General features: G+C 44.4%; 21 protein-coding genes. 10 read left to right on the forward strand and 11 right to left on the reverse strand.

Annotation, left to right across the window (positions count from 1 at the left end; all coding sequences use genetic code 11):
- Positions 1-5: 5 nt before the first annotated feature.
- Together QFZ78_RS20560 and QFZ78_RS20565 are read right to left on the reverse strand one after the other, a co-directional pair.
- The gene (locus tag QFZ78_RS20560; protein WP_307550376.1) at positions 6-3272 is read right to left on the reverse strand and encodes a response regulator; all 3267 of its coding nucleotides are present in this window, start codon (positions 3270-3272) and stop codon (positions 6-8) included.
- Positions 3273-3276: 4 nt separating this feature from the next.
- Positions 3277-4590: a GGDEF/EAL domain-containing response regulator gene (locus tag QFZ78_RS20565; RefSeq protein WP_307550377.1), complete on the reverse strand. Its 1314-nt coding sequence runs from the start codon at positions 4588-4590 to the stop codon at positions 3277-3279.
- Between the two features lie 270 nt (positions 4591-4860).
- Here QFZ78_RS20565 and QFZ78_RS20570 point away from each other — a divergent pair, with 270 nt between their 5' ends.
- The 5 genes from QFZ78_RS20570 to QFZ78_RS20590 all read left to right on the forward strand — a co-directional run bounded on the left by QFZ78_RS20570 (position 4861) and on the right by QFZ78_RS20590 (position 9262).
- Entirely contained in the window at positions 4861-5565 is a 705-nt protein-coding gene (locus QFZ78_RS20570; RefSeq protein WP_307550378.1) for a response regulator transcription factor, read from the forward strand.
- Positions 5566-5907: 342 nt separating this feature from the next.
- Positions 5908-6738, forward strand: a complete 831-nt coding sequence (locus tag QFZ78_RS20575; protein WP_307550379.1) for a Ppx/GppA phosphatase family protein — start codon at positions 5908-5910, stop codon at positions 6736-6738.
- Positions 6739-6815: 77 nt separating this feature from the next.
- Entirely contained in the window at positions 6816-7808 is a 993-nt protein-coding gene (locus tag QFZ78_RS20580) for a zinc-binding dehydrogenase (RefSeq protein ID WP_307550381.1), read from the forward strand.
- 387 nt (positions 7809-8195) lie between these two features.
- Positions 8196-8798 (forward strand): TetR/AcrR family transcriptional regulator, encoded by a 603-nt coding sequence (locus QFZ78_RS20585; RefSeq protein ID WP_307550383.1) that lies wholly within the window; start codon positions 8196-8198, stop codon positions 8796-8798.
- Positions 8799-8818: 20 nt separating this feature from the next.
- Entirely contained in the window at positions 8819-9262 is a 444-nt protein-coding gene (locus QFZ78_RS20590) for a DoxX family protein (RefSeq protein ID WP_307550385.1), read from the forward strand.
- Positions 9263-9490: 228 nt separating this feature from the next.
- Here QFZ78_RS20590 and QFZ78_RS20595 read toward each other — a convergent pair whose 3' ends face one another.
- Entirely contained in the window at positions 9491-11158 is a 1668-nt protein-coding gene (locus QFZ78_RS20595; RefSeq protein WP_307550387.1) for a ribonuclease J, read from the reverse strand.
- Positions 11159-11341: 183 nt separating this feature from the next.
- Here QFZ78_RS20595 and QFZ78_RS20600 point away from each other — a divergent pair, with 183 nt between their 5' ends.
- The gene (locus QFZ78_RS20600) at positions 11342-12574 is read left to right on the forward strand and encodes an MFS transporter (RefSeq protein ID WP_307550391.1); all 1233 of its coding nucleotides are present in this window, start codon (positions 11342-11344) and stop codon (positions 12572-12574) included.
- Positions 12575-12621: 47 nt separating this feature from the next.
- Here QFZ78_RS20600 and QFZ78_RS20605 read toward each other — a convergent pair whose 3' ends face one another.
- The 3 genes from QFZ78_RS20605 to QFZ78_RS20615 all read right to left on the reverse strand — a co-directional run bounded on the left by QFZ78_RS20605 (position 12622) and on the right by QFZ78_RS20615 (position 16188).
- On the reverse strand, positions 12622-14016 hold the full coding sequence (locus tag QFZ78_RS20605; RefSeq protein WP_307550393.1) for an MFS transporter: 1395 nt from the start codon (positions 14014-14016) through the stop codon (positions 12622-12624).
- Positions 14017-14280: 264 nt separating this feature from the next.
- A complete protein-coding gene (locus tag QFZ78_RS20610; protein WP_307550394.1) occupies positions 14281-15228 on the reverse strand; it encodes an acetylxylan esterase in 948 nt (315 codons plus the stop codon).
- Between the two features lie 114 nt (positions 15229-15342).
- Positions 15343-16188, reverse strand: a complete 846-nt coding sequence (locus tag QFZ78_RS20615; protein WP_307550395.1) for a sugar phosphate isomerase/epimerase family protein — start codon at positions 16186-16188, stop codon at positions 15343-15345.
- A 249-nt stretch (positions 16189-16437) separates the two neighbouring features.
- On the opposite strand from QFZ78_RS20615, the gene QFZ78_RS38610 reads away from it, so the two are divergent.
- The 4 genes from QFZ78_RS38610 to QFZ78_RS20635 all read left to right on the forward strand — a co-directional run bounded on the left by QFZ78_RS38610 (position 16438) and on the right by QFZ78_RS20635 (position 19660).
- Complete coding sequence (locus QFZ78_RS38610; RefSeq protein ID WP_373461132.1) at positions 16438-16512, forward strand: hypothetical protein; 75 nt, start codon at positions 16438-16440, stop codon at positions 16510-16512.
- Between the two features lie 412 nt (positions 16513-16924).
- Complete coding sequence (locus tag QFZ78_RS20625) at positions 16925-17803, forward strand: sensor histidine kinase (RefSeq protein WP_307550397.1); 879 nt, start codon at positions 16925-16927, stop codon at positions 17801-17803.
- Positions 17800-18462, forward strand: coding sequence for a response regulator (locus tag QFZ78_RS20630; protein ID WP_307550398.1), 663 nt, complete (start codon positions 17800-17802; stop codon positions 18460-18462). Before QFZ78_RS20625 ends, QFZ78_RS20630 begins: the two co-directional genes overlap by 4 nt.
- A 247-nt stretch (positions 18463-18709) precedes the next feature.
- Positions 18710-19660 (forward strand): MBL fold metallo-hydrolase, encoded by a 951-nt coding sequence (locus tag QFZ78_RS20635; protein WP_307550399.1) that lies wholly within the window; start codon positions 18710-18712, stop codon positions 19658-19660.
- Positions 19661-19792: 132 nt separating this feature from the next.
- Here the strand turns inward: QFZ78_RS20635 and QFZ78_RS20640 are convergent, their stop codons facing one another.
- From QFZ78_RS20640 to QFZ78_RS20660, 5 genes are all read right to left on the reverse strand, one after another.
- The gene (locus tag QFZ78_RS20640) at positions 19793-20770 is read right to left on the reverse strand and encodes a 2-hydroxyacid dehydrogenase (protein ID WP_307550400.1); all 978 of its coding nucleotides are present in this window, start codon (positions 20768-20770) and stop codon (positions 19793-19795) included.
- Between the two features lie 78 nt (positions 20771-20848).
- On the reverse strand, positions 20849-22000 hold the full coding sequence (locus QFZ78_RS20645; RefSeq protein WP_307550401.1) for a glycerate kinase: 1152 nt from the start codon (positions 21998-22000) through the stop codon (positions 20849-20851).
- 475 nt (positions 22001-22475) lie between these two features.
- Positions 22476-22754 carry a hypothetical protein gene (locus QFZ78_RS20650; RefSeq protein WP_307550402.1) on the reverse strand — a complete coding sequence of 93 codons (279 nt, stop codon included), beginning with the start codon at positions 22752-22754 and terminating at the stop codon, positions 22476-22478.
- A gap of 20 nt (positions 22755-22774) precedes the next feature.
- Entirely contained in the window at positions 22775-24055 is a 1281-nt protein-coding gene (locus QFZ78_RS20655) for an ArsB/NhaD family transporter (protein WP_307550403.1), read from the reverse strand.
- A 173-nt stretch (positions 24056-24228) separates the two neighbouring features.
- Positions 24229-24798, reverse strand: a complete 570-nt coding sequence (locus QFZ78_RS20660; protein ID WP_307550404.1) for a CBO0543 family protein — start codon at positions 24796-24798, stop codon at positions 24229-24231.
- Between the last annotated feature and the right edge of the window lie 123 nt (positions 24799-24921).

The following is a 24921-nucleotide window of genomic DNA, read 5'->3' on the forward strand; positions in this document are numbered from 1 at the left end:
ACCAGTCATCTAACACTCCAGTAATTTGCTTGCAGGACATCTTGCTTCACGCCAAGTATCCGATCAATCTCATTCTGAATACGTATAATCCCCTCATGACAGACAGCCAAATTTATTTCGTTTACCATCTCTTTTTCCAAAGCCAGAACCGCCGTTAACAACGGCTCCGCGTAGAAATTGGCAGCAATACCTTTAAGCGTATGAACCATCCTGCGTGCAGTCGTATTCTCCTGATTGGTGATAAGTAGGTAAAATTGCTCTGAGAAGTTACGGTAATCCTGCTTGAATTTCTCCATCATATATTGAAAAATATGTATTTTATGATCGATGTTTCTCATTATTTGTGTGGTGTCTATACCCTCGATTTCAAATAACCAACTCGGATTAAACCATTTCTCAAGCATATCGGAAAGCTGCTTTTCATCTACTGGTTTAATCAAGATGTCATTCAGCCCAAGTTTAAGAACTTCCGACCGTTCCTGCATCATGACATCTGCCGTGAGGGCAATAATCGGGATCCTATTCATCAGCTTGATCTTCCTCAGCCTCTGTGTTGCCTCATAACCATCCATCTGAGGCATATGAATATCCATTAGAATCAGTTTCCATTCCTGCTGATCAACAAGTTCGAGGACTTCATAGCCATTCTGCGCAATAACCGCTTGGTAACCTAATTGTTCAAGCAGGCCAATAATCACCAATTGATTAATTTCATTATCCTCAGCAACTAAAATACTGCCTTTGGACATGGAAGTCGATTTATTTACATCCATGAAATTGTTTTCAGAGGCTTGAAATGCCTCCAGTCTACGTTGATTCAAAGCGTGTAAACAGTTCTGCAATGTCAGCCTGCTGACGGGCTTAACAATAACTGCATCCGCTTTCAGCTCTGACGGCAATTCGGACATTTCCTCTCTGCCTTCAAGTGTTGTAAACGCAATCACTCTCGTCTGTGAGCGATCTATCGAAGCTAAGACATGGCGCCAAGTGGCGGGATGCTGCATTTGATCCATTTGCATATCCAAGAATATATAGTCATTTGCCAACTTGTTCGCGCTATCATGTTCAAATGAGGCAAACAGATCGAATGAGGTTGTAACCGTATCCACATGAAACTGAAAGGAACCTAGGAGCTCAGATATATGCTGCGCAACAACGAGATGATCTTCAGCTAAGAGCGCACGGTTATTCCCCTGCGGCAGCCCAACGTGCTTGTGAAGCCGATTTGCCGCTTTCCCTACATTGCCCTTTGTACCAAACATCAGGCTAAAATAAAAGCGGCTGCCTTCCCCAAGTACTGTATCCACCTGCAAGACGCCCCCCATAGACTGCACCAAATGCTGACAAATGACAAGTCCTAATCCGGTACCTCCATACCTGCGGCTTATAGATGTATCCGCTTGCGAGAATGGTAAGAATAGCTGCGATAGCTGCTCCTTAGAAATACCAATTCCAGAGTCTTCCATCGCAAAAGAAACAACGACTCCTTCGTCCACATATTTCTCGAGCCGTACTTTCAATCGGATATAGCCTTGCTTGGTAAATTTAATTGCATTATTAGATAAATTTATGAGCACTTGTTCTAATCGAAATGAATCCCCGCTAACGATATCTGGTAAATCTGCTGGAGTATCCAGCATGATCTCGATTCGCTTCTTGCCTATAGATACGCTGACCAGATCGGCCACCTTTTGGAGCGATAGTTCTAGTGAGAAATCCACCATCTCTAAGGTCATTTTCCCTGCCTCTATTTTCGAAAAATCAAGAATATCGTTAATCGTTGCAAGCAGGACATTCGAGGAACAATCAATTTTGTCCAAATAATCCTTCTGAATCGCCGTCAATTCGGTTCGTTGTAAAAGTAAAGAAAGTCCAATAATACCGTTCAGGGGCGTGCGTATTTCATGACTCATCCTAGCTAGAAACTTACTCTTCGCCCTGTTGGACTCATCTGCTTCTTCCCGCTTCTTCAAGTCGGTTATATCATGGACCGTGCCGGTGACGCCGGTGATTTCTGTTTTATCCTCATTGAATAAAGGGGACAAAGTGACGTTATACGCATGCTGATTGCCATCCGGAAGCAGGAAATTGATTGCAAATTGTTGCGTTTTCCCTCTCTCAATCGTTTGTACGAATGTCCGCTCCCACTTCTCGGGATCATCCATCTGGACCAGGTCCGTTAATTGCTGTCCCTTTACTTGCTCTGGCTCTAGCTGAAAGGTCTGATGCATTTTGTAGTTCGTAGAGGAGATGCTTCCGTCCAGTCGAAATCTGAAAATAAAATCCTCCGAATTTTCCACCAACGTCCGATACTGCTCATCTCTGACTCTCGCTTTGATTTGCGCTGCACGGTGCTCGGTCACATCCACGGCAGATCCAATCACTTCATTGACGGAACCATATTTATATATCGGCTGTAGGTTAACAAGTATTGTATAACCACCCCAGTCGTATTCAAACGTGACTCGCTCCCCCTGCCAAGCTTTATCATAATAATGCTTAGTTAATTGTTTAAACTCTTCACTTAATCCATGGATTTCGTCCAATTCTTTGCCGATGAATTGACTAGGCCTCAGACCAAGTTGATAGACCAGCTGTCCTTCAAATAAGATGTAAACGTATTGATCCAGATGTTTATGGATTTTAAACGTAAACCCTGCTTGAAACCGCAGCATATCGATAAGTTCCTGCTCCACTTGATAAACCTGCTGCTTATATTCACGAGCCCGGACTAAATATCGCAGAAAACAAGAAACAAGAAACACACAGAGCATCTGAACGCCAATATAGCTGATAATGATATCAAGCGGCGTTCGATAAACAAGCCACGTCATCGCATAATAGGACGGATAGAAAATGACTCCTCCATAAACCCATTTAAGCCAATACGAACGTGTTCTAGCAAATATAAGACTTACCCCAGTGACGGCTACTGTTCCAAATATTAGCTGCGAAATTTCAATGTGACCTTCAAGGAAGAAGCGCCCTACCCATAAGCATGCAAATGTAATACTTAAGGAGGTGAATCCTCCTAGATAAGTAGCAAGCAGCAAGGCTACTCCTCGAAAATTAATACTAACGTGATCATCAACGTTGACACCAAAGTGTATGAGGACAACAACCAACACGCCATGAGAAAGTCCTACGGAAATCTTATAGAGCCATGTAGGCTTCTGATCTAGTTTCGCCGTAATGAAAAACTGTTCCACGAATAATACAAAAATCGTTATAATAGCAAAATTGGTAATCAAAGCGTGAAACAGAATAATCACCAGCCTATATCGACTTAGAATGTAGGATAATCACGCTATCCTGTTTGTTTGTTTCTAGATGCAGCATTTCCTCGATACGTTTCGCCATGACCGGCTGGCTGAAATAATAGCCTTGGACCAGCCTGCAGCCGCACTCCCGAAGTACTTGAAGCTCCTCCTCTGTCTCTACACCTTCCGCAACAACCATAAGATTCAAATTTCTAGCCATCGTAACCATTGTGTTTACGATAACCGCATTCACTTGTTTATGTTTCAAGCCCTTAATAAAGGATTGGTCAATTTTCATTTTATCAATGGGAAAATCTCTGAGATACCCGAGCGAGCTGTATCCGGTGCCAAAATCATCCATCGCGACACGAACACCCAGCTTCTTCAGCTGACGAAGTGCGTCTGCGGCCAGCTCAACTTCCATGCTCATGCTTTCGGTAATTTCGAGCTCCAAGTACTTGGGCTGTAAGCCTGTTTCCTCCAAAATAGTCTGAATCATCCGGCTAAGTCGGCTATCATTAAACTGTCGTCTGGACAGATTAACTGCCACGAACACTTTGGAAAGGCCAGCCTCCTGCCACCGCTTGTTCTGCATGCAGGCTTCCTTCAGTACCCATTCCCCAATTTCATGAATAAGACCGCTTTCTTCCGCTATAGGGATAAAATCAGAAGGAGGTACATGACCCAAAGTAGCGTTATTCCAACGAATCAGGCTCTCTAGTCCTACAATTCGATTCGAATATACATCAACGACTGGTTGATAAACGAGATGAAATTCCTGATTGTCAATCGCTCTTCGCAGGTGAAACTCGATGTCCATGCGCCTTTGGAACTGATCTTGTCTATGTGGCAGGGAGGCGGAAATAACGGTTTCTACCATTCCTTTTGAATAAAAATGAGTGTCATAGACGCCTTGAATCCCGTTTTGAATGGCCATTTTGCATCGTTCTAGAAAATAGGAGGTCATAATCTTATTTTTAAATTCCTGGGATAACATTTCTTTATGAAAATAATCTGCCGCACCTAGCCGCATCGCTTGAATCGTCTTCATAGAACCTTCGGGTGTATGCGTACTAAGTACTATGACAGGAATAGGACTATGATTCATAATAAGATGAAGCGCAAGTAGTCCATCTGAGTTAACCATATCTAAATCAATAATGACCAAATCCGGTTTACTAGCCAAAATGCAGCTAAGTACGGTATTTCCTTGCTTCGCCATACCTGTCATTACGAACTGTGTATCCTTCTCGATTAAGGACCCCACTTCTGATCTTAATTCACTTGATTCACTTACAATTAGAACACCATACCCGTCCAAAAGACCCATTTCCCCACCACCCTTACAAGCAATAACTACGCATTATCTCTATTATACTTTCCACATATTAGGTTACTTACATAAATGGTACGAATTCCCCCTTCTAATTTCGCTAATATTTTACTAACAATTTCTCTTAAAATGTCAATGATAGCGGTTTACTCTTAAATTTCGACACCGTATAATAGAATTAATGAGTAAAGTGTTAGCGCATGCATTCCCTCTGTTCATTTCACAATTTTGCATCGGAAAATTTAGCTTAGTTTGGGGGAGTTTCTAATGGACAGAGTTCTACTAATTGAGGATGATGATATTATCGGAGAAATGATCTGTATGTATCTGAAAGAGGAAGACTTCCTAGTCCTAAGGTCCCACAATGGTCAGGAAGGCCTTGCAGCATTGCGTGAGTTCGAACCGGATCTCATTCTGCTCGACCTCAATCTTCCTGACTTTGAAGGAACTGAGCTGTGTACATCACTTCGGAACATAACTCCTGTGCCCATTATTATCATTTCATCCGACTCCAGAGTGAGCGAAAAGATTGAAGCATTCACAGTAGGTGCTGACGATTACTTATGCAAACCGTTCAGCATGCATGAGATGAAAGCCAGAATACAAGCCCTTTTACGTCGTTTCAAACTGGGACACCCTCCCGAGACTCCAAGACTTCATGTAGAACATAAAGTTACCGTACCTGCCATGGATTTAAACATTAATTTGGAAAAAAGAACGCTCTACGTCCGGGGCGAGTCCATCGAAATGACGTTCTCCGAATTTGAGCTTATCCGGCTGCTGTACGAGCACCCCGAACGCGTTTACCGCAGAGAAGATCTCATAAATGCACTGCGTGGTTTCGATTCCTACATCAACGACCGTGCTATTGATGTCCATATTACGAATTTGCGCAGAAAAATTGAAGTTAATCCCAAAGAACCGAAATACATAAAAACTGTGTGGGGCGTAGGCTATAAATTTGTCATGTGAAGATGACCCAATCCTTTCGAGGATTGGGTCATCTTTTTTGACCACATAAGAAAGTATAAGTTTTCGGTTCCCGAAAACCGCTTTCTTATTGGCGATAAAACCTACATCTAAACGCGGTCGCTCATCTTTGAATGGCCTGGATAGAGGTTTTCTCATAAACATCCGGCAATGATGCTTTCTTTGTCGTAAAACAAGGCAATTTGTTGAAACTAGATCTTTATACAAACTTTTACTAATTTTTAGCAAAAATTGGTTGACATAGAAATCGTTGATCCTTTAGTATTGGACTTCTGAAGCCATGCTAGGGGATAACCAAACTATGGAACAAACGGGTGAGATCTTATGCAAAGTAACAAATTAATTTTGGATTTGGGAAGTCATAGTGCCAAAGTGTTCAAGAAATCAAACGATCATATTGAGCAAGTGGATGTTCTAACATGGGAGCTTCTGGAGAGCGGGGTGGATCTGCCGTCTATCGAAGGTACTTTAAAGTCTTTGCTTTCTACGCAGGGCTCCTTTATCGAAGGCCTTGGTCAAGGAAACATCGAAGCTATTGGTACAGAAGCGATGCGAAGATCACCTCAATTGTCCGAACATATGCAGGAAGTTTGTAGGAATTTGAGGATTGCTTACAGAACCATTAGCCAGAAAGAGGAGGCTGATTTGCTGAAGAAAGCTATAGCCGAATCGGATATCCCCAGTGATCTTGATGTGATCAATGCCGGGGGAGGCAGCATCCAAATTATTACAAGTGAATGTGAAGCTCCTTATCTGATTCCATTCGGCATCTCAGATCTTAACCAACAATTCAACTTGCTTGGACCTCCAGATCAAAGACAGATTGCCACTTGTATCAAATGGCTCTCCTGCCGTTTACCGGCTTCCTTAGAGCAGTTTGCGTATACGGGCGGCGAGAAAACGTATTTGAGCCATTTCCAGATCGAGCTTGAGGATGATCTGTATTGCCATAGAAATGATTTCACCCAACTAACCAGACAATTGGCAGCGCAGGACATCCAAACCTTAGAAGCCAACTCTCCCTTCGATCCCAAATGGATGCGTGGGGCTATTGCCTCTAATTGTGTCGTTCTTGCTGGTTTGATCAAATCAGGCGCTACCAAATTCATGCCGTCGGATGTCAATATCGCTCATGGATTTATCAGACAGTTATAAATATTCCCACTTTTGCAGCAGTCATATATAATCAGTAGAGAACATTATACGCAAATAGATGGGGTGGGTCTACTCGCATGACGAAGATAATGAATGCCGTTATGATCAAGGAGTATGGAGGGATTTCAGGTATTGAATTTAGTGAGACTGCCATTCCGGAAATAAATAGCGGCGAGGTGCTGATTAAAGTACATGCTGCCTCCATTAATCCCGCCGACTTATTATTTCTGCATGGTCATTACGGCATACAACGAGAACTGCCTTCGGTTGGCGGCATGGAAGGATGCGGAACCGTCATCGCGACAGGCAGCAGCCTTGTCGCACGCATGTTAAAAGGGAAGCGTGTCGCCTTCGTATCCGAAGTTTTCGGCTCCTGGGCACCCTATACCAAGGCTAGTGCTATGACCTGCATGGTGCTCCCAGATCATGTATCTGATGAGCAAGGTGCTGTCTTCTTCGTCAACCCAGCGAGTGCCATGGCTATGGTGAAGATAGCCAAGCAGCATAAATCCAAAGCGATCGTTCAAACAGCCGGTGCTAGCGCACTTGGCAGAATTCTAGTACAGCTCGGCAAAGAGCATGGCATTCCTGTGATTAGTATTGTTCGCAAGGAAGAACAAGAACTGCTGCTGAGAGAATTAGGCGGACAGCATATCGTCAATAGCAGCTCAGCTACCTTCGAGAAGGACTTAAAGATGAAGTCCCATGAGCTTGGAGCTACCGTGTGTTTTGATGCCGTAGGAGGCGACTTGACGGGCCTCGTGCTATCGGCGCTTCCTAATGGCGCGACCCTTTTCCAATACGGCCTTCTGGGAGGAAAAACGACAACGATCAACGCCGATGATCTTGTTTTTCGCCGGAAACGTATCGCCGGTTTCTGGGCATCCGATTGGGTGAAAACACAATCGATCTTTGAACTTCTCGCCCTGCAGGGCTCGATGAAAAAATCAATCGGATCACAGATCCAAACCGAGATTAGCCAAAACTTCCCAATGAGTCAAACCGTAGATGCCATCCAGCAGTATATGGCGAATATGACCTCAGGCAAAGTACTTCTTCTGCCTGTCTAGAACAGAAATTGATAACAAACAAGCGCATACCGCCATTTAGGCGGTATGCGCTTGTTTGTATGTTGGAGACCGTCGATTTATTCATGGGTGAATGAATCTTTATTCACGGTTGAATGCTGTTGTAGAAAATGCAACAATTGCTGCTTAAATCCCGCCTCTCTCCCCTCGATGTTGCATAATGTACAACAATTAGCCCCTAATCAGGCCATTTCGCAAGAAATGGGTATGCCTACCCTTTATGAGGAGGAATAATCAATGAATCGACAGCCTCTGTCGTCCAATAATAATTTTAACCCATTTACAAACCAATGGTCGGTATGTATAATGCATACATAGAAATATAAATAATCGACGTATTAGGTTACAAACGTACACGGAGGGATTACTTTGAAGCAAGAGGAACGCAGGCAGCAAACAACGAAGCTGCTGCTGGATTCAACCAAAGAACTGATACGGGAAAAAGGGTGTCACTCGATCACAATGAAAGACATCATGGAGAAATCAGGATTGTCAAAGGGGGCTATCTTCCATTACGTGAAGAGTAAAGACGAAATCTTTGCTTGGGTATTGCAAGAACGACTTGAAGAGACCAACAAACGTTTCATGAACGAAGTAGATCAAGGCCGCTCAACATTCGATAATCCTATGCAGAAGATTACAGAAAGTCTTTCAGCTTTGGAAGACGGTCAGGACATCACGAACAAAGTGCTGATGTATCTACTTGGAAAAGAGGATCAGCCTCTCGTAGCGGATGTGCTCAAGCAGTATTATGAACGGTCTGTGTCTGTATCCAAACAATGGATACAGACTGGCCAAGATCATGGGGTCATTCCGGAATCAGTGGATACGGATAAGACAGCGGAGATATTCGTTCTGATCTCACTCGGTTTACGCTTGCGCTCTTCAATTCCACTAGCTGGGACTTCTTTTAATACCCAAGATTATTCGTTGTTTATGAGAGATATGTTACAAACCAATTCAAGCCAATAGACTTTAACGGAGGGTTATCCATGATACCTTTTTATGTGCTTGTTGTTTCGTTTACGCTATTTAGGGTTCTAGGTCTGTTCGGCTGGTCTTATTTAGACGGTTGGCAAACTCCGCTTCAAATAGCGGTAGCCACCATGCTGCTGGTTACCGCTTCCGCCCACTGGGGTAAAAAACGACAAGACCTGATCCGGATGGTTCCGCCCACATTCCCGAGCCCAAGTTTGCTGGTTACTGCCACTGGTTGGCTGGAAATTGCCGGAGCCGTCGGCATTCTTCTCCCCGCTACCTCCCGCGTGGCTTCCATCTGCTTGGCGATACTGCTAATAGCCATGTTCCCAGCCAATGTGAAGGCAGCCCTGGAGCGATTAACAATCGGCGGAAGACCTACGCCTAAACTGCTCGCTCGAACGCTGCTGCAGCTAGTGTTTCTAGCCGCGGTCCTCTTGGCGGGCAGTGCTAGCTAACCTAAAATCCATTTTCTTAAGAGTAAGGTCGGACCGCTATCTCGCGTCCACAGCCGAGCAAACCCGCCATAAGGATGAAAAACATCCTTATGAGATTCCTCACCCAAGATATTTTCTCATCCATCGCAAGTGATCGTTAAAAAGCAAAAAGCGGAGTCGCCTTCAAAGCGAAGGGATCCGCTTGTTTGTACTAGATCTGTTTGTGTGTGCTAGAGTTGCTTGTTTATGCTAGATTTCCGTGAGTATGGTGAGAATAACGGGTCTTCTGCCCGTCTTTTCATAAAAGAGTCTTCCTAGTACTTCTTTTACATTCGTTTTAAGCACATTCCATTGATTCACGTTTTCTTTTTGAAGTCTGTTTATCGTTTCTGTTGCAAGAATATTCGCTTGATCCATCAGGTCTTCCGATTCTCGCACATAGACAAACCCGCGGGAGATAATATCCGGTCCGGACAAAATTTTACCGTCACTTTTACTAAGCAGCAGGACCACGATCAAGATACCATCCTCGGCCAGTTGTTTACGGTCACGCAGAACAATGTTGCCAACATCCCCTAATCCATCGACAAGGGTATTCCCCGCGTACACTTTGCGGCTCTGAGTTGCCACCTCGTTCTTGATATCCACGACATCCCCATTATTTAAAATGTAGATGTTAGCCGGTTCCACGCCGACGCCTTCAGCCAAAATACGGTGCTGATGCAGCATTCTAAACTCGCCATGAATCGGAATAAAGTACTTCGGCTTCATCAGCGTGAGCATTAACTTCAGTTCTTCTTGGCTCCCGTGTCCAGATACGTGCATACCTGTAGATGAGCTCGAACCATAAATGACTTCAGCCCCTAGACTAAATAAATGATCGACAGTCCGCGACACATTGCGTTCATTTCCCGGAATCGGGGACGAGGATAAAATAACGGTGTCTCCACGCATGATTTCAACCTGACGATAATTGGAACGGGATAATCGCGATAATGCAGCCATCGGTTCTCCTTGACTACCGGTACATAAGATCGCTATTTGATCTGGAACCATACGATTGACTGCTCCCGCTTCCACCAGCATCCCTTCAGGAACTGTTAGGTAGCCAAGTTCGGAAGCAATTCTCACAACGTTGACCATACTACGGCCAAGTAAGGCTAATTTACGGTTCGTTGCCTGAGCAGCATCAATGACTTGCTGAAGTCTATGAACATTAGAGGCAAAGGTGGCTATGAACACTTTTTGCTTCGCTTTATGAAAGGCATCTTCGATATGTTTGCCTACAAGACTTTCTGAAGGTGTATAGCCAGGACGCTCGGCATTCGTGCTTTCCGATAAAAGAAGTAGAATCCCATTCTTCCCAATCTCCGCCATCTTATGAATATCGGGATACTGATTATTGACTGGGGTTAAATCAAATTTGAAATCTCCCGTATGTACGACCGTTCCTTCAGGTGTATGAAAGACGACTCCCAAGCAATCAGGGATACTATGATTTGTTTTGAAAAAGGTAGTTGTGAATTGCCCTAGCTCGATGCTCGAATCGGAGTCAATTTCAATAAATTTCGTATCTGCAAGCAGTCCAGCCTCTCTCAGCTTACCTTCAATTAGCCCGAGCGTTAGCCGAGTTGCATAAATCGGCATGTTCAATTGTCTTCGTATATACGGAATGCCCCCGATATGATCTTCATGCCCATGCGTAATAATCAGTGCGCGGACTTTGTCACTATTTTCGAGCAAGTAGGTAATATCCGGCACGATCAAGTCAATGCCGAGTAAGCTTTCATCCGGAAACTTTGAGCCACAATCAATGACAATGATATCATCTCCATATTGCACCACATACATATTTTTACCAATTTCATTAATTCCACCTAATGAGAAAACAGATAACTGATTTTCTGTCTTATGCACCTGAAAGCCCCCCCATTTTTACATATACGCTTTAATTTTTCCACATAAGGGTTAACCTATACTCCAATTTGCTCTAGATATCCAATTTCTGAATTCGAAGCTTAGTGCGGATAGGGCTCCGTGTGTTGGGTTAATTTAATGTACATGAAATGATGGATTGAGAGGTGTAAGGTGCACTAAGCTATGAGTATCGAGAATAAAAAGCAGCTTTTCTCTATAGCATCCATACCACTTATCATGACTCTGGGAAATTCCATGTTAATTCCTGTGTTACCAGCCATTCGGAGTAAACTAGGCATCACTTCTCTACAAGTAAGTTTACTCATTACGGTTTACTCGGCTGTGGCCATTATCTTAATACCGGTTGCCGGCTATTTATCCGACCGCTTTGGTCGAAAAATCGTCATTATACCCAGCTTAATTATCACAGGTATTGGTGGTTTGATTGCGGGATTAGCAGCGTGGTGGTTGGATCAATCGTATGCAATCATCTTAGTTGGCCGCTTCATTCAAGGCATAGGTGCGGCGGGAGCTTTTCCCATCGTCATTCCATTAGTTGGTGATATCTTCAAAGAAGAAAGTGATGTCAGCAGCGGTCTTGGCATTGTAGAGACAGCGAATACATTCGGGAAAGTGGTCAGCCCCATTCTAGGATCCGCTCTTGCGATGGTCATCTGGTTCCTGCCCTTTATGTTCATTCCCATACTGTGTCTGATTTCGATGCTGCTCGTGCTCTTTTTGGTGAAATCCCCACAAAAGAAATCGGAACAAGCGGATAAGGTGTCTTTTGCAAGCTACCTTTCCAATATCAGAAACATTTTCAAAAACAATGGCCGCTGGCTGTATGCGATATTCGCTATCGGATGTATCTGTATGCTTGTCATATTCGGAACTTTATATTATTTATCAGACTTATTAGAAGAAAAATTCAACGTTTTTGGTGTCATAAAAGGATGTATTCTTGCGATTCCTCTTGCAGCCTTATGTATCTCTTCTTTTGGTACGGGTAAAGGAATTGGCAAGGACGAGAGGCTCATGAAATGGATTATTTTCGTGGGGTTGATTTTACTATCCGGAAGTATTTTTCTTTGCGGTATGGTGGCGTCGATTTATTGGCTCATTACTTTGATTGGCTTGGCTGGGATTGGAATTGGCGCAGCGTTGCCATGTCTGGATGTCATGATTACAAGAGGGATCAAGAAGGAGCAGCGCGGTATAATCACCTCGATTTATAGTTCTACCCGCTTCATCGGGGTTGCCATTGGACCTCCTCTTGCTTCCATCCTTTTGAAAATATCGCCGGCCACGATGTTCTATACCATTTCAGGTATATGTGCCTTGGCCAGCGTAATCGCCTTATTCGCGATCAAGCCTAAGAAGGACGAGAAGCTGCCACAGAAGGAATCTTTAGCTTAGGTGTAATAAATACAAAGAGGATCCGCATGGGATCCTCTTTGTATTTATTAAGCTCGAGCAGGGGCGGCATTCGTTCGCTTTCTGGCGTAGCCGCGATAAATAAAGGCGAAGACGATGGTCAGTATGGCGATTCCTACCATGCCCCAGATAAGATTGTCGAACGCGCGCTCAGTTGGCAGTGACTTCTGCCAGACAAGTGCACTCCCCGAGATGGCTACGGCGAAAGCCCCGCTGAAAAATTGCAGCAGCTGGAATAAGCCCATACCAGAGCCGAGCCGCTCCTTCGTCAACTGCCGTGATAGCTCGTTTGACACCGCACTGGAGATAGAAGTGATGCTGATGCTTGTCAGTATATAGACAGCGGCAAGCCCATAAAAGGAATGGACGGCAGTCAGTGCGAGCAAAACGGTCGAAACCAGCAGCAGCCAAGGCGTGTAGCGGAGGAGCGCGCCGTTACCGTATCGGTCGATGAGGCGGCCAACCCGGTTGGATACCAGCATGGCAAGGAGCGCACCTGGAAAGAGCACAAGACCCGATGCGGCCGGAGTTAAACCGAAGACTTTGGCCAGCATTTGCGGGGCGAGGAACAAGAAGGAGAAGCTGATCATGTAGGCGCTAATGCCGATAGCACCAAGGGCTAAATATAGTCTGTCGCCGAATAGAGCGGGCAGGACGAATGGATTCGTCGCTTTGCGGATGCGCACCGCGAACAATGCTAGGGCAATCATGCCCACAACGAGTGCAGCCGTGCTTTTGGATGTGAGGAAGAGCAGCAAACCCGTTGTCCCCATCCCGATCAGGACGGCGCCAATGAAATCGAACGAACCGCGCGCCGCCTTTTCCCGGGGAAGTATTAGCAGGAAAACCGGGATCAGCAGCAGTGTTAGGCCGGTGATCACAAATAGGAAATGCCATCCCAGATATTGAACGATTGATCCGCCGACGACAGGACCAAGCCCTAGGCCAAGTGAGGCGGCTGACAAAATGAATGACATGGCCATGCCCCTGCGGGAAACCGGAATGTAACGTGTGACTAGCACGATCGCGAGCGAAGGAATGGCACCAGCGCCTGCAGCCTGAATAAGCCTCGTGATAAGCAGCAGCCCAAATCCGTCGCTGAACATGCCAATCACGGATGCCCCGCCCAATGAGAGCAGCGCAACCGTGAAGAGTCTTCGAATTGGTACGAAATCGGACAATCGGCTGAAAGTAATCGATGAGATGGCAAATACGATGGAGTAGCCCGTCACGATCCATGACGCGGTCGAGGGGCTGAGAGCGAATTGCACAGCAATTTTGGGCAATGCCAAATTGAACATCATCGTGTTCATTACGACAAGAATAATGGTCGTGCAAAGTAACCAGGAGACCGTCCGTTCTCGCATAATACCGGGCACCTCTGGTTCTAATGGTTTCTCTGCTTGCGGTAAATCGGTTGACATACGAATAATCCTCCCCACTCAAGATGATCTATCTGAAGGTTACTTAACTATAGGCCGAAGTGAATTATCTATAATCAATTTCGTTACAGTTTAGCATGGCGACATTCGCGTGTCAATTAACTTCTAATAGATAAGCTATAACAAAAATCACAGCCTCCAACGACAAAAACAACTACCTTATACCTATGATAGGCAAAGAATAGTCGTAGTAGGAAAGTGTTATCTATGAAAAAAGAACACATTATAAACCGGGGAAGCCATACCCTAAAGCCACTGCGAGAAAAAGGCATGTCCCGCTGCGTGAAATCCCGGGGGCGTCGCATGCCCCATGAACGGGTGAACCTCGATCGATTTGTCCACAGACGCGATCCGATTATATGCGGCAAAGATCGCCTCGGGTAAGCAGGTCGTGTCCTTCAGTCCGACCGTCACATGCACGGGCAGCGTGATTCGATGCGCCATATTCATGATGTCGAAATAGCTAAGCGTCCGCAGCACCTCGTCAAGGCGGTTCGGGAAGCGAGTTACGAATTCCGCAGCTTCGGTGAGTGAACTGACCGATTGAAGTATCCCCAGATCCATGTGGCACATGTTCGGTACATGTGCGATTACAGCCCTTAGGTTAGGCTCCAAGGCGGATACAAGAAGTGCCAAACCGCCACCTTGGCTGCCGCCAAAAACAAACACCCTCTCGGGGTCTATCTCCGGCATTGCCATCGCACACCGTACAGCACGCATGCCATCGATAGCTAATGCCCGATAATAGGAGCCCTCAGGATCGAGAATCCCTTGTGTAATCCACCCTTTGGTCATGCCGTATTTTTGCGGCAGCCCGTTGCCTGTCTCCCCTCCTTGTCCCCGAACATCGATAGCGAGCACGGCATACCCCATAAGCAGCCAAGCAGCGTGATCCTCCGGTTGACCTTTGGAACCGGAATAACCGTGAAAGGTTACGATACAGGGAAGTGGATGACGCAGCTGGACGGAAGGTAGCAAATACCAAGCGTGAACCTGCGTATTAGCTGCACCCTCCAATACGACTTTGTAAACTTTGGCCTGTAAGAATGGGGAGACGACTGGCTCACTCGTATATCTCACGGATTCTGCTGCTTCCCGGGAGACACGATCCCAAAAATCGGCAAGATCGGTTGGTGCCGTTAATTCCGGCACATACTGTTTCAACGTATGAATCCGCGTTTCTATGGCGTTCATCTCTACACTCCTCGTTTAGATTTGACTATTTAATTATACAATTTTCTGCGAGACACCTCTACCACGGGTTCAACCTGCGGTACTGATCCAACGTAACTCTGCCGAGCAAAATCCTCATTTCATTAGGCTTTGAAATAATTCACGCATAAATTTAACATAAGCAGGAAAAATTGTTGCTGGCTCCATACCGGGAATTTGCAGTTCCCTGCGCCATTTGGTTTCCCACTCCAGAGAGTAATAGCCGGTGTAGCCCGATTGTTCAAGCTCGTCTACAATTGAAACAATCGGCACCTGCCCTTCGCCGACCTTGGTGTACATCCAGTTCGACTCCAGCAGATCTTCAAAAGGGACGCCGTCTTTTACATGTACATGAACGCATTGCGAGCCGAGTAACGCAATTGTCTCTTCCGGCGGCTCTCCTTCTTCCAACGGATGGATAATATCATAGATAACCGCGCAGTTCGGTCTGTCCACATCATCCAGCAGCTTGCGAAGCGAGCGGCCGGTGGCAAATTCATTATGCGTCTCAATCCATACCTGCACACCGTAAGTGGCCGCATAATCGCAAGCCTCCTTAATCTGGGTTATAATTTCGGGATAAGGAATAGCAGGAACCGGATTGTCTCTGCGTTTATTGAAGTAACCAAGGAAAATCCGTACTCCACCGGCCTTCAAATCACGAGCGAGCGAAACGACCTTTTTAAAATTATCGAATTGCTCGGCATCCCCTCTTTTGCCTGTGAAACATACACCTGAACCAATATTGGTGATTCGAATGCCCGCTTCCTCGAATTTCCGAAGCGCCTCTTTCCGCTCATCCTGCGCCATCTCGGCGGATATGCCCCAGTTGGATCCTTCCCTTAGCTCCACTCCGCTAAAACCGCATTCCTTGGCAAACATAATCATTTCAGCCAAAGACCAGCCATCGCAGGGGAGCGTGCTAAATGCCAGTTGCTTCATACTGCTTTTCCCCATTTCCTCCCAGATCTAGTGGGTAACTTAATTTTCTTCTATTATTACAGGGAAACTTTCCCTTTTCCACGTTTCTTTTGCACAATTCCCCGAATCTGTGTACCATTATCTTTAGCTAATGAGTTACGTACGAATTTAGTGGAGGTCATATTTGTCTGATTATCCGATTTATGTCTACAAAGGGTTACTCGACGAGCAGTTTCCTTTTAAAATCGAAGTTCGAACGGCTATAATCATATTAGTCATTTCAATAGAACGTTCAAGAAGCACGCTGGCGTAACGCCAGGTGACTATCGTAGGCATCAAACTTAATTAGAAGAGCAACAGAATCGCTCGAAGCTTCGAATGGAACCAAAAGATGAGGGGAGTAAAGAGAATGCTCCAAGAGACGGATAAAATAAGAAAGAACCCCCTTTCATGGAGGTTGTTTTTTGGTATAAAGCTTGCTTTTGATTTAGCTTTAACCGGTGTTTTTTATTATAAAAATTCAATTACGATTTTTTGGGGCCTAAGTTTTGTTGTCTTTTCATTGGTGGTTTTTCTTTTAGTTCATTTATTTTATCTAAAGATGCAAAAAAAACACAATTGGCTATTTCACGTCCTCATCTTAGATTTCTTGGTATCCGCTTCTTATGGTTATGTATATATAGGCGGAGATTTCCCGAATCATCTATTTATAGGAATTACAGCCTTAGCGATTTTAATGTTTTTAAAGAACACCCGAATGCTAATCATTACATGCTTGCTGCTGCTGGTCATATATATTATTACGATGGGAAGCATTGAATGGTATTTATATAAACGATTCAATGAAATTGGCTACTTTATTACTTGTTCATTTATTGTTTTCGCAGGTATTGTGAGCGCTCTAATCAATTTTTATCAACGCGCACGTCGGGATACGATGCAGTTGTATGCACAATTGATGCAATCTCATGAACGACTTCAGGACTATGCTCTCAAAACGGAGGAGTGGGCAGCAACTAGGGAAAGAGTGCGAATTGCACGAGAAATTCATGATACGGTAGGTCATAAACTGACGGCATTATTGGTTCAAATGCAAGCGGCTCGCAAGCTAAGCAGGTTGGATCCTTTACGTAGTGAGCAAACTTATCTGGCATGTGAAGATCTAATTAGATCGTCTTTGCAAGAGGTACGGCTTTCCGTAAGGGCTATTCGGGATGAACCTGTTATGTCCACTTCCTTAAATGATAGCCTTGAGAAGCTAACTGAGGAGTTTACTAAATTTGCTGAGGTTCAAACCACTTTTGAAGTACATGGGATACCTGTCCCACTGCCAGGTGATCTCCAATTAACTGCTTATCGTATTGTACAGGAGTCTCTGACGAATGCTCATAAACACGGCCATGCGAAAAATGCGAAAATCTTGTTAGCTTATTCGGAGACCGATTTTTCTCTGTGCATACGTAATGACGGGGAGGTTCCTGCCCAACTGAAGCCGGGGTTTGGTTTAATCAATTTGCAAGAAAGAGTCAAGGAGTGGAACGGAGAGGTACATTTTAGCATGGACCCGCAAGAGGGTTTTGCTGTTGAAGTGCAATTCCCTTATTCGTTAACGGAAATGGAGCGTGTAAATAAGTGAGAATCCTCATAGTAGACGATCAGAGGCTCATGAGAGAGGGACTTGCGACCATCATCGGGTTAGAATCAGGCATGGAAGTCGTTGGAACAGCGGTGGATGGTAGAGACGCCTATACCAAGGCGCTCGAATGGCGGCCGGATGTTGTGTTGATGGATATCCGGATGCCTGGCATGGATGGCGTGGATGGAACGGAATTGATTCTCAGGGCTTTACCAGAGACGAAGGTACTGATTCTGACCACCTTCGATGACGCGGAGTTAATATTAAAAGTTTTGGAAAAAGGTGTCCATGGCTATTTATTGAAGGATATGCCCTCTGAGGCGATTGTAAGTGCGATTCAAACGGTTTACAATGGCGGGACCGTACTTCAACCCGATATAACGGCAACACTTCTTAACGAGTTTAAAAAAATGTCAGATTGGAACCCGGATACCGCCCATCCTTTACACATAAATGAGCCTGCCCAGCTCAGGCTTCTGACCGAACGAGAGAAAGAGGTATTAGCTTTATTGGGCCAAGGATTAAATAATAAAGAAATTGCAGGCTTGCTTGTTATCACGGAAGGTACAGTGAAAAATCACGTTTCGAATGTCATAGCTAAGCTAGGATTGCGCGACCGAACACAAGCAGCCATATTCTCAGTTCGGCATCAAATATAATTACAAGGCATGACTTTTGGCATAGAGCATGAGATTAATCATGCTTTAGCGATCAAACGTTCTGCCTGTAAGGACCGATATTTTCTCCATGCTTCAAGCGTTCTATATATTCACTCATCAACTGATGTTAACAATGAAACCATCATTCTGCTAAACATTGACAAAGCCGATAAGAATCTACATCTTTATATATATGGAGATATATTTTAAAGGACTTATGGTGGTTTTGTGAGGGGGATAGCAATTTATGGCACAAAAACGTTATAGCAATGCGGATCCAACCGCAAAGGTGAAAACATGGAAGGAAATTCGCCGATGGCAGCAAGAACGGAAAGGGAAAGTCAAGGATCTCAGCTTACGCATCGGTGAAGCGGAGCATAAGCAGCAAGAACTGCTTTGGAATAACCGCAGCGTAACAACGATCACCTGGATTGGACATTCAACTTTCCTGTTGCAGGTGGCGGGCTTGACGATTGTTACGGATCCGGTATGGGCGAACCGGATGGGCTTTGCCCGCAGATTAGAGGCGCCAGGGCTTACACTCGATGAAATACCGCCGGTTGATATCGTCTTGCTCTCTCATTCGCATTACGATCACCTGCACGTCGGATCATTGCGCAAGTTGAAAGGCTCACCTGTCGCACTAGTGCCTGAAGGACTTGGCAGGATGATGCGGCGGCTTGGACTGAATAAGGTCCACGAGCTGCCTTGGTGGGGGAAGACAACGGTCGGGCCGCTGGAGTTTCATTTCGTTCCAGCGCAGCATTGGACTCGGCGTACGCTGACGGATACGAACAAGTCGCTTTGGGGAGGCTGGGTGATCAACCGATCAGCAGAGTTATTAGTGGAAGGCGCGGGGAACAACGATGCGATTTATTTTGCCGGAGACAGCGGATATTTCCAAGGCTTCCGCGACATCGGAGCGAGGTTTCCGGGTATCCGTTACGCGCTTATGCCGATCGGTGCTTACGAGCCGGAATGGTTTATGGGTATGCAGCACGTTACGCCAGAGGAGGCGGTTCAGGCGTTCCTCGATGTAGGGGCCAAGACGTTCATCCCGATGCATTATGGCGCTTTCCGCCTAGCCGATGATACGCCGCAGGAAGCACTTGACCGGTTGTTGGCCGATTGGCGGAGAAGGGAGCTCGACTCAAGCCGTCTTAACTTGCTGAAACATGGGGAAACACTGGTGGACTGACAAGAATAAAGCTGCCTTGCTCTTAGCCATGGCAGTTATCCATACTTTCTCCTTAGTTATGCATGGGAAACAATGCAAACCAGCTTCGCCCTTTTATTAAGGGCGAAGCCAATAGAACTAAATTTAAAGGACTTACTTCGGATAATTAACGGTTGGATTCACACAAGCTGGAAGCGCTAGTCTACCAAGACCTGCCAATAAATTATCCACAGCTAAATGTGCCATGCGATTTCTCGTTTCGTAAGTTGCACTACCTACATGCGGGGTTATTAAGATATTCGGAAGGCTGAGTAATGGATGGTCTCCCGCAAGCGGTTCTGGATCGGTTACATCTAATGCGGCGTATGCGATTTGTTTACTTTTCAATGCTTCGTAGAGGGCCTCGGTATTCACAATAGACCCGCGTGCCGCATTGATAAAATAAGCTGAAGACTTCATCTGTGCAAACTCCTCCGCTCCAAACATGCCCCGGCTTTGATTCGATAAAGGAACAAGGGTAATGATAAAGTCGGACTCATGCAGCAAGTCCCTAAAGTCAACATATCTCGCTTCGAGTACATGATCATCCATACGCCTTGTACGGTTATAGTAAATAATGTTCAGCCCGCACGCCTTAGCTCTCCTAGCTACAGCGCAGCCGATATCCCCCATACCTACGATACCGAGAGTTTTCCCAAACAAATCTACACCGTATGGAATATTGTTATTACTTGCCCAATTGCCTGATTTAACAAAATCCCAACATTCATGAATTCGGCGAGCTGCGCTCAGCAATAAGGTAAAGGTTAAATCTGCCGTTGTTTCAACAAGCACACCAGGTGTATTTCCAAAGGGAATTTCCCTCCTCGTGCAGGCATCGATATCTATATTGTCATACCCTACCGATGATTGTGCAACGACTCTTAATTGAGGAGCATTAGACAACAAATCTTCATCTACCTTTACATCACCTGTGCTGAATAAACCCTCCGCATCCTTTAACCATTCGAGTAATACTGTGCGTGGAATCGGTTCCGCTTCTTTCCAACACTTCACCTCACAATGCTGTTCAATTCTTTCCATGGCAGCAGGCCATGTTTCTTTGGTTAATACCACCTTAAATTTCGTCATAAAGGTTTTTTTCCCTTCCTATCATGCAAGTATACCAACCCCTCCACGGATCAGAAGAGATCGGTATTTTACTTTCCGTTATTTTCCAGAAGCTTTCACTGCTTGAATTAATCTGAATAATTGCTTGGTTGTACTTCTTAGATGATATCCCGTTTCAATAGGATCCATGGCTTGCTCAAGAGACATAGGAGCGGTGATGATGGAATGAAAAGAAGTAACGCCTAGATCATTCAGTACCGAGGCCTCTTTAGTAACTCCACCCGCTAACGCAATAACCGGAATGCCTTGTGCCTGTGCAAGCGCAGCAACTCCCAATGGAGCCTTGCCCATCGACGTTTGTCCATCAAGCTTCCCTTCTCCTGTTATCACGAAATCAGCCCCCGCCATGCTTTCCTTTAATCCGATCTTGTCCAGCACCAGCCCAACACCAGATTGCATCTCAGCCTTTAAAAAAGCAGCAAATGCCGCTCCAAGTCCACCAGCCGCGCCCGCTCCGGGGATGTCTTGAAGATTTACACCAAGCTCTCGCTCGGCGACACCGGCAAACAGGTATAAGCCACGATCCAGCTCCTCCACCATTGCGGGATTTGCTCCTTTTTGAGGGGCAAACACATAAGCCGCTCCGTTAGGTCCGTACAGTGGATTGTTGACGTCGCAGGCAATCTTAAACTCACATTGTCTTAATTCTGGACAGGCATGGTTCGAATCAATACGACGAATCATGCTTAGGGCATTCCCGCCTGGACCGACATCATTGCCCTCTTGGTCCTTGAAACGGTAGCCTAAAGCCTGCAGCATCCCCACACCCGCATCGTTCGTGGCACTTCCGCCGAGACCAATTACAAATTCACGGCAGCCTTGCCCCATCGCATGTGCAATGAGCTCACCGACTCCATAAGTTGTCGTAAGCATCGGATTCCTGAATGCCTCAGGCACTAGCGGCAATCCACAGGCTGCCGCCACCTCAATCACGGCGGTTTTTCCGTTACCTGTTATTCCATAGGTTGCCTGAGCCGGCTCCATAAGGGGGCCTGTAACCTTAACAGATTGAAGTTGTCCGCCTGTTGCATTTACAAGCGCTTCTACCGTTCCTTCACCGCCATCGGCTATAGGGAAACTTACAATATCCGCATTAGGGTAAACCTCTTTAATGCCTAAAGCGATTTCTCTGCTTCCTTCCATCGATGAAACGCTGCCCTTAAAAGAATCGATAGCTATGACCACCTTCATTTTGCTAGGCCCCCTATTCCGTTCACATTACTTTTAGTTTACACAAATTTTGACAACCAGTCACCATGAGCTTCAATCAGATCATCACACATAGCAGCATGTTTTCATAATCTTTTAGACGTTCTTTTTTGAATAGAATCAGTGCTAGCTTAAAGCCTCGCTGTGCTGATATTTTTAAACTTCTTTTTTATGTTCGATATTTTACCTTATGTATTCAACAAGGAAAGGAGATCCTACTAGTTAATTGTTCCGTCGTAAAAAAATAGGAGTTCCTCCAACTTTTAATCCTGGAAGAACTACCTCTTATAAATCATGGTTGTGTCGTCTCTTGTGATGGAAATATTATGTAGACCGAGAATCTGAAGTCTCTTTCAACATATCGTCATGAAGTTCTTTCTCTTTTAAAATATCAACAATGGGCATAATTACTCCTATTTTCTAACGTTAACTCAATTTCTCTCATATTCGCGTATGCTTAAGTCCATTTCACACTAATTAAAAGGCGATGCTTCATGAGAGATAGGATGAAATCCGAGTAGTAGTCTTGTCTAACAATAAATTGATATTCATGATTCAAAAACGCGTAAAATAATACATCGGTTAAAACGTGATTATGTTCAAAATCATATTGTATTTCCTTAATTCTATTATCTAAAGACCCATCACCAATAACACGAATGCGAAATTCAACATCCTGGCCATTTGCTGTTTCACTAATTTCTAATTCTTTATCATTATACGTATACGTTAGCATGCTAAACACCTTCCCTTTCCCTACATCAAATATCTAAAGTAAATATAAAAGCTCGAGAGAATGATTGAAAGAATCATTAAAGGAAACCCGACTTTGAGGTACTTGATAAAGGTAATTGGATAGCCCTCTTTAGCTGCCAATCCCGCAACGATTAAATTAGCACTTGCACCAATCAGTGTACCATTGCCACCAAGACATGCTCCTAAGGCAAGACTCCACCACAACGGTTCCAAGTTACTTACTCCCATAATACCCATCTCATGAATCATTGGAATCATCGTAGCAACGAAAGGGATATTATCAAGAAATGCAGAAGCAATCGCACTTAGCCATAGGATCAGCATCGAAGTTGCCAACAAATTGCCTCCTGTTAATTCTATCGCTTGCGCAGCCAATTTAGCTATGACTCCGGTTTCTACTAGTCCAGAAACAAGCACAAACAATCCTACAAAGAAGAATAGCGTTGTCCATTCTATACTATGGAATGCATGCTCCAGCATATGCTCCCCCGTCAAAAGAAGTAACAAAAAAGCGCCTGTTAATGCGACCGTAGCAGATTCTAAATGTAAGCTCTGATGCAGGAAGAAACCTATTATTGTAAGGCCAAGAACAAGCAGACATTTCCTTAGAAGCTTATGATCTGTAATCATGGCTCTCTCATCCATATCCATAATACTTCGCTGCAGTTCAGGCGTTGACTTGATCTGCTTCCTAAATAGGAGGACAAACAAAGGGACATATGCCAACATAATGATGATGGCAATTGGAGCTAAATTAGTGATAAAAGCCATAAACGTAAGCTCTTCAACTGCGCTACCGATCATAATGTTCGGAGGATCACCAATCAAAGTTGCTGTGCCACCTACATTTGAAGCGATGATTTGTGTAATCAAGAAAGGGATTGGGTTTACTTGTAGTTGTCTTGTAATGCTGAAAGTAACCGGAACCATGAGAAGTACAGTGGTTACATTATCCAAAAATGCAGAGCAAACAGCTGTGATAATCACTAATGCTACCATAATCCTTTTTGGGTTACCTTTTGCTACTTTTGCAGCTTTTAGAGCCACATACTTGAAAAGCCCTGTTTCAGCCGTAATACCCACAATAATCATCATGCCAATGAGTAAACCAAGTGTGTTGAAATCAATATGATGTAGCGCTGTTTCTTGATCAACAATGCCTAGAACGATCATCAAGACTGCACCAATCATCGCAATGATCGTACGGTGAATTTTCTCAGAAATAATAATGCCATAAATAATTAAAAAGATACCAATTGCCCAGATTGCTTGATGCTCCATAATTCCTCCCAGTCACTTCTCTTAATTAAGAATCACCCAAAATAGTACTTATTATGTAGAAAAAGACAAAAAGAGCCCTTGATGACAGGCTCCTCCGAAAATCAAATATACATGTTTTTAATATCGAAGTAAACAATATGCCATTAAACAAATAGAATTTTATCTCTATCCGCCTATCTTTCCGATCGATGTTGTGCAAGGTGAAATAGGTCTGTCAGCCATTTACCAAGTAATCCACCGACAACGTAAAAAATAAACAATTGAACATAACTTGATTCCACCAAATGAAACAACTCCAACCAAGAAATTAATGGCTTGAACACAAATGCAAATACAATGGATAATAATCCAAGGTATACATAGTAGTTCTTATGACGATTTAATGTCCATTGGTACATGAGCATATATGTAACAGGTATGAGAGAGGCATCCAAGCCGAAACTTGCAGGAGGATAAGGAAAAATTTTAAATGGATATTCCCACATTTTATGAGATGTTCCATATGAATCTATATAAATTGCGATAACATGAATGGCTAGACCATAAAATCCAAGACGAAAAGCTTTTTTTCTATCCATTTTCAAAACTAAGATAATTAAAGGCACTATAAAAAACGCCATTACAACCCAAAATTGCCATGTTCCTATATTTGAATAGGTCTTCCAATACATGGTCCAGTCATTTGTTACTGTTGATATGCTGTTCGTTAATTCTCTGAGAGCTTCCTGTTGTTTGTCCGTCATAACTAACACCCCTTATATTTTGTAGATTTCCACTAATTGAAAATTTTTATCCAGACCGGTGACATTTCCAAGAAAAACCTCCCTCATACCCCAAAATGCTTAGTTTATACGCAATATACAAAA

This window comes from Paenibacillus sp. V4I5 (genome assembly GCF_030817255.1).
Taxonomy (GTDB): Bacteria; Bacillota; Bacilli; order Paenibacillales; family NBRC-103111; genus Paenibacillus_E.

Excerpts from the sequence above, each read along its gene's own strand:
- QFZ78_RS20565 (WP_307550377.1), bottom strand. The coding sequence starts at position 4,590 with ATGGGTCTTTTGGACGGGTATGGTGTTCTAATTGTAAGTGAATCAAGT.
- QFZ78_RS20570 (WP_307550378.1), top strand. The coding sequence starts at position 4,861 with ATGGACAGAGTTCTACTAATTGAGGATGATGATATTATCGGAGAAATG.
- QFZ78_RS20575 (WP_307550379.1), top strand. The coding sequence starts at position 5,908 with ATGCAAAGTAACAAATTAATTTTGGATTTGGGAAGTCATAGTGCCAAA.
- QFZ78_RS20580 (WP_307550381.1), top strand. The coding sequence starts at position 6,816 with ATGACGAAGATAATGAATGCCGTTATGATCAAGGAGTATGGAGGGATT.
- QFZ78_RS20590 (WP_307550385.1), top strand. The coding sequence starts at position 8,819 with ATGATACCTTTTTATGTGCTTGTTGTTTCGTTTACGCTATTTAGGGTT.
- QFZ78_RS20600 (WP_307550391.1), top strand. The coding sequence starts at position 11,342 with ATGAGTATCGAGAATAAAAAGCAGCTTTTCTCTATAGCATCCATACCA.
- QFZ78_RS20605 (WP_307550393.1), bottom strand. The coding sequence starts at position 14,016 with ATGTCAACCGATTTACCGCAAGCAGAGAAACCATTAGAACCAGAGGTG.
- QFZ78_RS20610 (WP_307550394.1), bottom strand. The coding sequence starts at position 15,228 with ATGAACGCCATAGAAACGCGGATTCATACGTTGAAACAGTATGTGCCG.
- QFZ78_RS20615 (WP_307550395.1), bottom strand. The coding sequence starts at position 16,188 with ATGAAGCAACTGGCATTTAGCACGCTCCCCTGCGATGGCTGGTCTTTG.
- QFZ78_RS20625 (WP_307550397.1), top strand. The coding sequence starts at position 16,925 with ATGCTAATCATTACATGCTTGCTGCTGCTGGTCATATATATTATTACG.
- QFZ78_RS20635 (WP_307550399.1), top strand. The coding sequence starts at position 18,710 with ATGGCACAAAAACGTTATAGCAATGCGGATCCAACCGCAAAGGTGAAA.
- QFZ78_RS20640 (WP_307550400.1), bottom strand. The coding sequence starts at position 20,770 with ATGACGAAATTTAAGGTGGTATTAACCAAAGAAACATGGCCTGCTGCC.
- QFZ78_RS20645 (WP_307550401.1), bottom strand. The coding sequence starts at position 22,000 with ATGAAGGTGGTCATAGCTATCGATTCTTTTAAGGGCAGCGTTTCATCG.
- QFZ78_RS20650 (WP_307550402.1), bottom strand. The coding sequence starts at position 22,754 with ATGCTAACGTATACGTATAATGATAAAGAATTAGAAATTAGTGAAACA.
- QFZ78_RS20655 (WP_307550403.1), bottom strand. The coding sequence starts at position 24,055 with ATGGAGCATCAAGCAATCTGGGCAATTGGTATCTTTTTAATTATTTAT.
- QFZ78_RS20660 (WP_307550404.1), bottom strand. The coding sequence starts at position 24,798 with ATGACGGACAAACAACAGGAAGCTCTCAGAGAATTAACGAACAGCATA.